Source organism: Quadrisphaera sp. KR29 (assembly GCF_052644995.1).
The window spans coordinates 285,067-297,002 of the sequence record NZ_JBQXXG010000001.1 but is presented as its reverse complement, the minus strand read 5'-3'; the positions used below and the strand labels follow the sequence as shown (position 1 = coordinate 297,002).

The window sequence follows — 11,936 nt, the reverse complement described above, 5'->3', positions numbered from 1 at the left end:
GGCCGCGGGCCGCGCGCGGCCCCGCACGCGGCTGCTCGCCCTGCTGGGCCCGCGGGCACCGTCGCGCCTGGACCGCCCTCCCGGCCGGGCCCGTTACGGTGACGGGCGCAAGCACAGCACCTGCGCCCGCGCGGCGCCGGAGACCGGCAGGAGCGTGGCACAGGCAGTGGGGGGTCCGAAGCGTCCGGAGGAGCCGGCGACCCCTGACCAGCCCGGTGCGGGCTCCCCCGACCAGGACGGCGCCCGCGCGGCAGCACCGGCCGCGGCGTCTGCGGCGTCCGGGACGTCCGGGACGTCCGGGACGTCCGGGCGACCGTCGGCGTCGTCGGGGTCGCCGGGATCCGGTGCGCGCCCCGCACCCGGACGCCGGCGCGACCCGCTGCTGCCCCTGCTGGCGCTGCTCGGCCTGCTGGCCCTCGTCTGCGCCGCGGCGCTGCCGCTGGCGCCGGTGCGCCACGAGAGGCCCGTGGTGTCCTGGCCGCAGGACCCGGCCGCCCCGGTCAGCAGCAGCCTCGTGCTGGCCGCGCAGACCCCGGCCGCGATGCGGGTCAGCGCGAACTGCCCGGCCCTGCGCGCCGCCGGCGCCACGCCGGGCGGCGTGCTCTTCTCCACCCAGCGCCCCGACGTGGCGCGCGCCACGCAGCAGGCGGTGCTGTGGGAGGTCCGCGACGGCCGCGCGGTGCTGACGGCCCAGGGCGAGGAGGTGGCCGACCTCGCCGTCCCGGCCACCGGTGACTGCGAGGTGGTCGCGGACCTGCGCGACGGCCGGCTCGCGGTCACCCTCGACGGGCAGCCCGTCGGCGAGCGGCCAGGCACCGTCCCCCGCCTGGACTCCCTGGTCAGCGACCTGTCGCAGGCCACCGCCGGCACCGGGCAGCAGCTGCGGGTGCAGGTGGCCGTCGACGACGAGTTCGCCAGCTCCCCCACGCCGCTGAAGCTGGTGCTGGTCGGCCTGCTCGTGGCCAGCGGTCTGCTGCTGCTGGCCGGCGTGGCCCTGCTCGACCGCCGCGGGCACCCGGTGCGGGCCGGCCCGGCCGGCGCCACCGACGGCACGGCGGTGCTGCCCCTGCCGCGCCGGCGCGCCGCGCTGCGGCCGGTGTCCGCCCACGTCGTCGTCGTCCTGGGGCTGGTGGCCTGGACGGCCCTGGCGCCCATGACCGACGACGACGGCTACTACGCCGCGATGGCCCGCAACGCGCCCGACAGCGGCTACATCGGCCAGTACTACCAGCTGTACAACCAGTCCTTCGTCCCGCTGACCTGGCCCTGGTACGTCCTGTCGTGGTGGGAGCAGCTGGGCGGCGGCCCGCTGTTCCTGCGCATCCCGGCGCTGCTGCTCTGCGTGGCCACGTGGTTCGCGCTGCGCCGCGCGCTCGACCTCGTGCTGCCCCTGGTCCCGGCCTGGCGCCGCGGTCGCGACGGCGAGGACGGGCAGCCCTCCCGGGGCGGCGCCCGCCACGCGGCCGTGTGGCTGCTGGCCGTCTGCTACGCCGCCGCGTCGGCGCCCTTCGTCATGGGCGTGCGCCCCGAGGGCGTCGTCGCGGCGCTGTCGGCGTGGACCCTCGTCGGGGTGCTCACCGCGCTGCGCTCGCGGCGCCTGCTGCCGCTGGCCGTCGCCGTCGTGCTGGCGGCGCTCTCCTGCGCCTCCCACCCCACCGGCCTGGTCGCCGTGGCGCCGCTGGTGGCGTTCCTGCCGCGGCTGTGGGCCCTGGTCAGCCCCGGTGCGGCCGCGGGCGTGGGCCGGGTGGCGTGCTGGGTGCGCGCGCTGGCGGTCATCGCGCCGGGGGCGATGGCCAGCGCCGCGGGCTTCGCGGACGGCACGCTGTTCGACTACCGCGAGGGCCGGCGGGTCTTCACGGCCATCGAGGAGCCGCTGCGCTGGACCGACGAGTACGTGCGGTACGGCTTCCTGCTGAACCCGAACATCCCCATGGGCGCCTACGCCAAGCGCACCACGGTGCTCGTGGGGCTGCTGGCCGTGCTGTGCGCGCTGCTGCTGAGCGCCGCCGCGCAGCGCCGCGGGCCCGGGGGCGCCGCCGGCGGGCGCCCCGCGGGCCCCGCGGGGGCTGCGGGGGTGCTGCCGGCCGAGCTGGGCGCGCTGGGGGCCACCGGGCTGGTGGCCTACCTCGCCCTGTGGATCACCCCCAGCAAGTGGACCCACCACTTCGGCAGCCTCTCCGGTCTGCTGCCCCTGCTGGTGGTGGTGCTCGTGCTCGTCGGGCCGGGGGTCGCCGCCCGCCTGTGGCCGCGCACCGCGCTGGCGCCGCGCCTGGGCCTGGTCGCGGCCGTGGTGGCCGTGGCGGCGCTGTCCTTCCGCGGCCCCAACCTGTGGCCCTACAGCTGGCAGATCGGGCTGCCCTTCCAGGGGGACTCCCTGGTCGGCCGCGGACCGCTGGCCTCACCGGCGGTGTGGGTGCTCGTGGCCGTGGTGTGCGTGCTCCTGGCCCGCCTGGTGCTGCGCCGCGGGGCGCGGCGCGGGCGCGAGGAGCCGGCGGAGGCGGTGCAGCCGGCGGAGCCGGCGGCCGGTGCTGCCACCCGCGCCGACGCGCTGGTCGTGGGGGCCGCCGCGACGGCGGTGGTGGCGCTCGGGGTGACCACGGCGGTGCTGGGCGGCACCTTCGCGGCGTCGGTGTACGGCACCTGGGACACCTACTCCGCGCCGCAGTCGCGGGTGAAGGACCCCTTCAACGACCGCTGCGACGCCGCCGGGGCGATCCAGGTGGCCGACCCCGCGCGCTCCACGCCGCTGCCGGCGCTGGACGGCGGGCAGGGCGCCCAGGTGGAGGGCTTCGACGAGCAGGGCGGCTGGTGGAACGGCGACCCCCTGCCGGGCACGCCGGGCCAGGGCGCCTTCGGCCAGGTCTGGGGCAGCCTCACCCGCGAGGGCGACGACGGCACCGGCGACCTCACCACCGGCTGGTACGACCTGTCCGGCCGCCCCGACGACGAGTACGTGACGATCACGGTGGCCGGGCGGCTCGGCGACGGCAACTCCCTGGAGGTGCAGTACGGCCGCCAGGCCGCCGACGGGACCGTGGAGGTGCTGCGGAGCCGCCCCGTCGACGACGAGATCAGCTCACCGGAGTGGCGCTCGCTGGTGCTCCTGCGCCCCGGGCAGGACGCCCGCGGCGGCGCGGACGCCGTCCGGCTGGTCGCGCGCGACGCCTCAGGTGGCACCGGTGCCTGGCTGGCGGTCTCCGCGCCCGTGGCCCAGCCCGCCGTGCGCCTGGCCGACTGGATCCCCTCCGGGGCGGTGACCGTGACGTCGTGGCAGTTCACCTACCTGTTCAGCTGCCAGCAGCAGCCGACGGTCGCGCGCGGTGTGGTGGAGCGGCCCGAGTACGCGGTGCTGTGGGGCCCCGGCTCGCTGGAGGGCACCAACGACTCGATCTGGCAGTACGGCCGCGGGGGCCTGGCCGCGCCGCTGCCCGACGCCGCCACGCTCTTCCAGCCGGTGAGCGAGTTCACCCACGCCAACGCCCGGCAGGCGGTCGGGCAGTGGGGGCAGGTGGTGGAGCTGGCCTACCCGTACGCGCCCGCCGCCTACGACGTCGCGCTGGAGCCCGAGACGGCTCCGGGCTGGTCCGGCCCGAGCGTCCCCGCCCTCGGCTGACCCGCCGCCCCCTGCGCTCGTGCCGCAGCCGAGCGCTCGGCTGCGCTCTCAGGGCCCCGGAGACCGCAACGAGGCGCCCGGCTGCGGTTCCAGGAGGTACCGGAACCGCAGCCGGGCGCCCGGCTGCTGCGAGGGGGGCGGCTCAGAGGGAGCGCAGGTGCGCGACGGCGTCAGCGGCGCTGCCGTCGAAGACCTGGTGGCCGTGCTGCAGCACGATGCCGCGCGAGCACAGCTCGGAGACCATGCCGAGGTCGTGGGAGACGACGACGAGGGTGCGGCCCTCGTCCTTGAGCTCGCGGATGCGGTCCAGGCACTTGCGCTGGAACGGCTCGTCGCCCACGGAGAGGATCTCGTCGATGAGGAAGATCTCCGGGTCGGTGTGCACCGCCACGGAGAACGCCAGCCGCAGGAACATGCCCGAGGAGTAGTGCTTGACCTCGGTGTCGATGAACCTCTCGATCTCGCTGAACGCGACGATCTCGTCGAAGCGGGCGCGGATGGAGGCCTCGTCCATGCCGAGGATCGCGCCGTTGAGGTAGACGTTCTCCCGGCCGGTGAGGTCGGGGTGGAAGCCCGCGCCCACCTCGATGAGCCCGGCGATGCGCCCGCGCAGCCGCACCGACCCCGACGTCGGGTGCATGACTCCCGAGATGAGCTTGAGCAGCGTCGACTTGCCCGAGCCGTTGTGCCCGAGCAGCGCGACGGTCTCCCCGGAGTCGACCTGGAGCGAGACGCCGTCCAGCGCCATGAACGTGTTGCCGAGGTCCTTGCCGCGCACCGCCGCCATCGCCAGCTCCTTGAGGGAGCGGTTGTGGCGCAGCACGAACTGCATGCGGACGTCGTCGACGACGATGCGCGCGTTGGGGCGCGCGGCCGGCGGCGCGCTGCTGGTGGTGCTCATCGAGGTCATGATGTCGAGCCCCCGCTCACAGGTCGATGGCGAAGCGGCCCTCGACCCGCCGGAAGACGAGCTGCCCGGCCACGAGGACGACGGCGGAGACCACCACGGCCACCAGCGAGTTCACCAGCAGGTCCGGGGGCAGCGCCGTCGGCGGCGTGTCCACCGTCCCGGGCCACCAGAACGCGTAGTGGTAGAGCTCCACGGCCACCGTGACCGGGTTCAGCTGGTAGAGGGTCGCGAGCCACGCGGGGACCGCCGAGGCCACCTGGTCCCAGCGGTAGAGCACCGGCGAGAGCCAGACGACCACCATGTTGGCCAGGTCGACGAAGTTCTCCATGTCGCGGAAGACCACGTTGAGGGAGCCGAAGAGCAGGCCGAGGCCGGTGGCCAGCGCGGCGATGATGAGGGTGGCGAGCACGGCGCCCAGCAGCGGCAGCAGCTCGGGCCGCCAGCCGGAGATCAGCGCCCCGACGAGCAGCACGACCACCTGCGGCACGAAGTGGACCCCGGCCACCCACACGCTGGCGACGGGGAACAGCTCGCGCGGCAGGAAGATCTTCTTCACCAGCGGCGCGTTCCACACCACCGCCCGGGTGGCGTTGCCGAACGCCTCGGTGAAGAAGTTGACCACCACCAGCCCCGAGAAGAGGTACACCGGGTAGTCCTCGATGGACCCGCGCAGGTTGAGGAAGATGCCCAGCGCGAGGAAGTACACGACGTACTGGACGCCGGGCTTGACGTAGCTCCACGCCAGCCCGAGCACGGACCCGCGGTAGCGGACCCTCAGCTCCTTGCGGACCAGCAGCTTGAGCAGGTAGCGGCGCCGGACGACGTCCAGCAGCCCGGCGCCCCTGCCCGGTTCGGTCCAGGGCTGGTCGACGAGCGGGGTGGGCGCGCTCACCGCTTCGCGGGGTCGGTGACGGGGGTGCCGTGGAAGGTCTTCTCCCAGTTCTCCGGCGAGACCAGCTCCGGCAGCGCCGCGCGGTACTGGGCCGCGAGCTCCGGCCAGTCACGGGCGAGCCGCTCGTGCAGCGCGGTGCTGCGGCGCACGAGGTCGAGGAAGCGCCCCCGGTCGCGGCGGTACCAGGCGGTGCCGGTGCCGTCGGCGGCGGAGACCAGCGCGGAGTCGTACTGGCTGAGCATCCACCAGCGGGCGTCCTGGTGGGCGACGGCGGTCTGCGGGTTGGTCCGGGCCAGGGCGTCGACGTCGCGCGCCTGCTTGACGATGCCGACGGCCGCGGCCTTCAGCACCGCCAGGCGGCCCTTGGGCACCTCGGCCTCGCGGCCCTTGCGCGGCGGCTTCTTGCGCTTGCGGGCGGGGAAGTCGCTGGCGTCGGGCTTGTACACGGCGTCGGAGTAGCCCGAGCGCAGCGCACGGATCTCCGGCAGCTTGGTCGGCAGCTGGGCGTGCATGCCCTGCGGTCCCTCGAAGACGTCCTCGAGGGCCTGCAGGCGCAGCTCGGCCGCGGAGTACTGCATGGACAGCAGGTGCTTGAGCTGCGTGGTCAGCAGCTCGCGCACGACGTTGCCGCCGCGCGGGTACGGCGAGTGCAGCAGCGCAGCGACCACGCGGTTGCGCGCGTGGTAGTACGCCTGCCAGTCGATGCCGTCGTCCTTGTCGGTCCACGGGATGTGCCACACGGCCATGCCGGGGAAGGAGGCGGTGGGGATGCCGGCGTCCTGCGCGCGCAGGCCGTACTCGGCGTCGTCCCACTTGATGAAGATGGGCAGGGACAGCCCGAGCTGGCGGATCACGGAGGTGGGGATGAGGCACATCCACCAGCCGTTGTAGTCGACGTCGAAGCGGCGGTGCAGCCACGGCGTGGAGCGCAGGTTCTGCATGCCCAGGTCGTGGTTGGGCTCGGAGGCGCCGGAGGGGCCCCACCAGAACTTCCACCGCTGCACGCCCTCGGCCCAGGCGTTGAGCAGCGTGCGCTGGTACATCGAGAACATGTGCCCGCCCACGATGGTGGGGGTCTTGGCCAGGTCGGCGAAGGCGGCGCCGCGGGCGATGCCCTCCGGCTCGACCATGACGTCGTCGTCGAGCAGCAGCACGTAGTCGTGGCCGCGCTGCAGGCCCTCGTACATGCCGCGCGAGAAGCCGCCGGAGCCGCCGAGGTTGCCCTGGCGGATGACCGTCAGCCGGTCGCCGAGCAGGCGCTGCGCCTCGGGGAAGGCCTCGACGTCGTCGGAGACCAGCTGGGTGCCCTGGTCGGTGCAGACGACCTCGGCGACGATCCCGTCGAGCCCGCCGCCGGGCTGGACAGCCTCGCCGAGGGTGCGCAGGAGGCGCGAGCAGTAGTCGGGGCGGTTGAGCGTGGTGATCGTCACCACGACGCTGCCGCGCCGGGAGGCCTGCTCGGCGGTCAGCGGTGCGGTGGGCGAGGTGGTCCAGGCCGCCTCCTCCAGCACCAGCTCACCGGAGCCGGCGTGCAGGTCGAACCAGTACCAGCCGCCGTCGGTGAAGGGCTTGAGCGGCAGGTCGAACGTCGTGGTGGTCGGCCCCTCGGCGGCGTCCACGACCACCGCGGAGACGCGCTGGACGTTGCCCTTGGCGTTGGAGCGGTAGACCACCACGGTGCCCGAGCCGGTGGTGCGCACCGACAGCCGGACGGCGGAGACCACGCTGAAGCGCCGCCAGTAGCTGGCGGGGAAGGCGTTGAAGTACGTGGCGAAGGAGGCGCGCTCCCCCACCGGCACCGAGAACCGGGTCCGCCCCAGCACCTGGTCGGTGGTGGGCGCGGTGCCCGGCGCCGCCACGGTCGCCAGGACGGCGTTCGGGCCCGGCGCGGTGTCGGTGCGCGGCGCGGCCATGAGCTGGCCGTCGACGTAGAGCGGCAGCACGTCCTGGTCGCCGTCGACGGGGAGCACCACGCGCTGCAGCACGCGCTCGCCGGCGCCGCGGGCGGCGCTCGGGCTGCCCGCTCCGGCGGTCGCCTCCTGCGTCGCCGTCACGCGTCCACCCCGCCGGAGGCGAAGGCCTCGCCCCTGGTGAAGTGCGGGACGAGCTTGTTGTCGAAGGTGCTGAGCGCCGCACCGATCGCCATGTGCATGTCCAGGTACTTGTAGGTGCCCAGGCGGCCGCCGAAGATCGTGCCCGCCTCGCCCCGGGCGAGGTCGCGGTAGGCCAGCAGGCGCTGGCGGTCCTCGGCGGTGTTGACCGGGTAGTACGGCTCGTCGCCCTTGGCGGCGAAGCGCGAGTACTCCCGCATGATGACCGTCTTGTCCTTCGGGTGCTGCGCCTCGCGCTCGGGGTGGAAGTGCCGGAACTCGTGGATGCGGGTGTAGGGCACCTCGTCACCGGCGTAGTTCATGACCGGGCAGCCCTGGAAGTCGCCCGTGGGCAGCACCTCCTGCTCGAAGTCGAGCGTGCGCCAGGTGAGCTCGCCCTCGACGTTGTCGAAGTACTCGTCCACCGGGCCGGTGTAGATGACCGGCACCTGGCCCACGACGTCGCGCTTGTTGAGCGGCTGGGACAGGTCGAGGAAGTCGGTCTCGAGCTGGACCGTGATCTTCGGGTGGTCCGCGAGGTTCTCCAGCCAGGCCGTGTAGCCGCGGGTGGGCAGGCCCTCGTGGGTGTCGTTGAAGTAGCGGTTGTCGTAGGTGTAGCGCACGGGCAGGCGCGCGATGACCTCGGCGGGCAGGTCGCGCGGGTCGGTCTGCCACTGCTTGGCGGTGTAGTCCTTGATGAACGCCTCGTACAGCGGGCGCCCGATGAGCGAGATCGCCTTCTCCTCGAGGTTGGCGGCCTCGGCGGTCTCGATCTCGCTGGCCTGCTCCGCGACCAGGGCGCGGGCGGCGTCGGGCCCGTGGGCGGACCTGAAGAACTGGTTGATGGTGCCGAGGTTGATCGGCAGCGGGTACACCTCGCCCTTGAAGGTGGAGTACACCCGGTGCTGGTAGCTCGTGAAGCTCGTGAACCTGTTGACGTGCTCCCACACCCGCTCGTTGCTGGTGTGGAACAGGTGCGCGCCGTAGCGGTGCACCTCGATGCCGGTCTCGGGCTCGAACTCGCTGTAGGCGTTGCCGCCGATGTGCGAGCGCCGGTCGATGACCAGCACCTCGAGCCCGAGCTCCTCGGCGCACCGCTGGGCCACGGTCAGGCCGTAGAAGCCGGAGCCCACGACCACCAGATCTGCGTTCACGACACTCCTGCCTCGGTAGACCGGCTCACCCTAACGGCGCACTGGGGCCCGCTCGCCCCTTTGGCGAGGCTCGTCCCCCCTCGAGCCGTCCCGCAGCCGGGTCAGGACGACGACGGGGGCCGGCGCGTGAACACCGCGCGGTAGGCCAGCCGCCGCAGCCCCTGCGGCACCGCCCGGTACCCGCCGCGCACCAGCACGTTGCGGGCGAACTGCGCCGGGGTGGTGAAGCCCTCGGCGACGAGGTGGCGCTGCAGCTCCAGCTCGCTGCGCAGCAGCCGCAGGCCCCCGCGGCGCGCGTAGGCCCCCGCGCCGACCCGGTAGCGCACCAGCGGCTGCTGCACGTTGGCGGCCTTGGAGCCGGTGGCGATCATGCGGGTGAACAGCCAGTAGTCCTCCAGCAGCGGGAGGTCGCGGTAGCCGCCGGCCCGGGCGACCGCCGAGCGGCGGTACACCACCGTGGGGTGGTTGAAGGGGCTGTGGAAGCGGGCGCGCACGGCGATGGCGTCGTGCCCGGCCGGTGGGGTGCGCACCGCGAGCGCGACCTCCCCCGCGCCGCGCGGGGCGGCCCCGTCGCCGTCGTCGTGGTCGCGGTCGTCGTCGTCGCCGTCGTCGCCGGAGAACTCCTCCAGCGCCGAGCCGACGACGTCGCAGGTGTCGACCTCGCCGTCCAGCAGCGGCAGCTGCACCGCGAAGCGGTGCGGCAGGGACACGTCGTCGGCGTCCATGCGGGCCACCAGCTCGTGCGAGCAGCGGGCCAGGCCCTCCTCCAGGGCCACGGCCAGGCCCCGGTTGGCGGGCAGGTCCACCCGGACCACGGGCACCGGCGAGGTGGCGGCCAGCTCGTCCAGCGCGGCGGCGAGCTGCGGCGGGACCGGCCCGTCGCGCACGAGCACCACCTCGGCGGGCGGGCGGGTCTGCAGCTGCGTGGCCGAGCGGAAGGCCCGGCGCAGGAAGGCGGGGCTGTCGCGGCGGTAGACCGGCAGCAGCAGCGAGAACGGCTGCTGCCCGGGCACCGGGTGGTCGTCGCTCACCGGCGGGTCACCGCCAGGTGCCGGCCTCCAGGCCGGCGGCCTGCTCGCTCACCGGCCCCAGCCCCGAGAGGACCTGGGCGGTGGTCCGCGGCGGGCGCAGGGCCTCGCGGACACCGGCGCGCGCCGCCGCCCACAGGACCTCGGGGGCCTGCGAGCGGCGGAACGTGCGCACCCACCGGCGGGCGCTGGAGCCGCCGTAGACGACCTTCTCCCACCACGCGAGGCTGCCGGAGCGGGTGAACATCCACAGCTTGTTGCGCACCTCCCAGCGGAACCGCTCCCCGGGGTCGGCGTCGGTGGCGCCGAAGGTCCGCGTGCGGTGCTCGACCACGGAGGTGGGCACGTACAGGCCCACCCCGTGCCGCAGCAGGCGGGTGGAGTACTCGAAGTCGTCGTTCCACAGGAAGTAGTCGGCCACCGGCAGGCCGTGGCGGCGCACCGCGGAGGCGTCCACGAGCATCGACACGAACGACGCCGAGCGCACCGGGACGGCCCCGGCCCGCGCGGCGAGGCGCTGGTCAGCGCGGCGTGCGAGCGGCCTCGGGCGCGGGGTGTTCATGGGGTGGTCGCGCCCGTCGGTCCACACCACGCGGCTGGCCGTGACGGCGGGGCGGGCCCCGCCGAGCCACTGGTAGCGCTCGTCGACGGCGAGCAGCTCCCCCAGCGCCGTGGGGCGCGGCACGGTGTCGTCGTCCATGAGCCACACGCGGTCCGCGGCGTGCCCGGCCACCGCACGGGCCAGGCCCGCGGCGAAGCCGCCGGCGCCGCCGGTGTTGCGCACCAGGCGGATGACGTCGACCGGCAGCTCCAGCTCGTGCGCCAGGGCGACGGCGGCGTCGGCGGACCCGTCGTGGGAGGCGTTGTCGACCACGACCACGAGGTCGACGGGGCGCTTGCTGGCGGCCAGCGCCCGCAGGCAGGCCAGGAGCAGCTCCCGCCGCTCGTGCGCGACGACGACGGCGACGACGCGGAGCTGTGCGGACACGGCCCCACCGTAGACGGACGGCCGCCTGGAGGCACGGGGCACTGGATCTCCGGCACCGCCTCGCCAGGACCGTCGCGATGAGCCGTGCGGGCGCGGTGGCCCGCGGCCGCCCAGCCGTCAGCGGCCGAGGGCGGCGACGGCGGCGTCGAGCACCGCGTCGGGCAGCGCCCCGGACCTGCCGACGCCGACCAGGGTGCGCACGCCGGTGCCCGGCAGCACCGAGCGCGTCGCCTCGGCGAGGGCGTCCGGTCCGGTGACGAGCAGGGGGCGGCGCGCGAGCCCGGCCAGCGGGCCGCAGGCCAGGGCGTCCGGGAACCTCACACCGTTGGCGAGGTGACCGGTGGTCGCGGCCTCGAAGCCGATCCCGAACCCGCCCACGGCGCCCTCTGCCGCGGAGCCGTCCAGCGGCGGGGCGCAGGCCAGGGCCAGCAGCAGCGCGGAGGTGTCGAACCTGTCGGCGCCGCGCACGGGCAGCACCACCAGGCCCATCGCGTCCAGGGCGTCGAGCACCGCCGTCGAGATCGCCGCCGAGCCGCCCAGGGTGACGACCTGGCGGACGCCGAGCTCGCGCAGCGCGGCGCGCGTGGGATCGGGCAGCGCCTCGCGCCGGGTGAGGAGCAGCGGCACGCCCGCGGCGCACGCCAGCGGCCCGGCGGACAGGGCGTCGGCGGGGTTCGTGCCGCTGGCCAGCAGCGCCGTGCGCTGCGCTCCCCCGCCGGTGCCCCCGACCAGCGCCCAGGTCCTGGCCGAGGCGGCACCCAGGCGCGCGGCGGCCGCCGCCGTGGCGTACCGGTCGTCGCCCGCCACGCGCACCACGCGAGCCCCGAGCGCCTCGACGGCGCGCTGGACGTCGGGCGTGACCACCGCGGTGCCGCCCATGACGTGCACCACCGGCCCCCCGCCGCCGGAGGGCAGCGAGGGCAGCAGGTCGCGCAGGGCCGCCGCGGTCGGCGCCGGCAGCGCGCTGCGGGCGGTGAGCAGCAGCGGGGCCTGCAGGTGCCCGGCCAGGAAGGAGGCGGCCAGGGCGTCGATGCCCCCCGAGGCGTCCTCGCCGCTGGCCAGCAGCACCCCGCCGGGCGCCCTGCCGTCCTCGCGCAGCACGGAGACCACCTCGGCGGCGAGCAGGGCGGCGGTGCCGTAGCGGTCGTCGCCTCCGGTGCGCATCGCCACGGCCGTCTCCCTCACGTGCTGGCGCCGGGGGGGCCGGACGGACGACGCGCCGCACGGATGACCCGAATGTCCACCGATCGTCACACATCCT

The 11,936-nt window shown here is 75.1% G+C and carries 8 protein-coding genes; 1 reads left to right on the top strand and 7 read right to left on the bottom strand.

The features are described 5' to 3' along the window. The first annotated feature begins 166 nt into the window (after positions 1-166). Positions 167-3,613 carry an arabinosyltransferase domain-containing protein gene (locus ACUN9U_RS01190; protein WP_445483088.1) on the top strand — a complete coding sequence of 1,149 codons (3,447 nt, stop codon included), beginning with the start codon at positions 167-169 and terminating at the stop codon, positions 3,611-3,613. 142 nt (positions 3,614-3,755) lie between these two features. Here the strand turns inward: ACUN9U_RS01190 and ACUN9U_RS01185 are convergent, their stop codons facing one another. The 7 genes from ACUN9U_RS01185 to ACUN9U_RS01155 form a co-directional block, all read right to left on the bottom strand. Then, positions 3,756-4,514: an ABC transporter ATP-binding protein gene (locus ACUN9U_RS01185; RefSeq protein WP_445483087.1), complete on the bottom strand. Its 759-nt coding sequence runs from the start codon at positions 4,512-4,514 to the stop codon at positions 3,756-3,758. A gap of 25 nt (positions 4,515-4,539) precedes the next feature. After that, a complete protein-coding gene (locus tag ACUN9U_RS01180; RefSeq protein ID WP_445483086.1) occupies positions 4,540-5,415 on the bottom strand; it encodes an ABC transporter permease in 876 nt (291 codons plus the stop codon). Continuing rightward, complete coding sequence (locus tag ACUN9U_RS01175) at positions 5,412-7,469, bottom strand: glycosyltransferase (protein ID WP_445483085.1); 2,058 nt, start codon at positions 7,467-7,469, stop codon at positions 5,412-5,414. The genes ACUN9U_RS01180 and ACUN9U_RS01175 overlap by 4 nt, the downstream gene beginning before the upstream one ends. Further along, positions 7,466-8,659 carry a UDP-galactopyranose mutase gene (gene glf / locus ACUN9U_RS01170; RefSeq protein WP_445483084.1) on the bottom strand — a complete coding sequence of 398 codons (1,194 nt, stop codon included), beginning with the start codon at positions 8,657-8,659 and terminating at the stop codon, positions 7,466-7,468. Before glf ends, ACUN9U_RS01175 begins: the two co-directional genes overlap by 4 nt. Before the next feature lie 101 nt (positions 8,660-8,760). Further along, on the bottom strand, positions 8,761-9,690 hold the full coding sequence (locus ACUN9U_RS01165; RefSeq protein WP_445483083.1) for a glycosyltransferase: 930 nt from the start codon (positions 9,688-9,690) through the stop codon (positions 8,761-8,763). Positions 9,691-9,697: 7 nt separating this feature from the next. After that, a complete protein-coding gene (locus ACUN9U_RS01160) occupies positions 9,698-10,675 on the bottom strand; it encodes a glycosyltransferase (RefSeq protein ID WP_445483082.1) in 978 nt (325 codons plus the stop codon). Between the two features lie 117 nt (positions 10,676-10,792). Continuing rightward, positions 10,793-11,839 (bottom strand): cell wall-binding repeat-containing protein, encoded by a 1,047-nt coding sequence (locus tag ACUN9U_RS01155; protein ID WP_445483206.1) that lies wholly within the window; start codon positions 11,837-11,839, stop codon positions 10,793-10,795. Between the last annotated feature and the right edge of the window lie 97 nt (positions 11,840-11,936).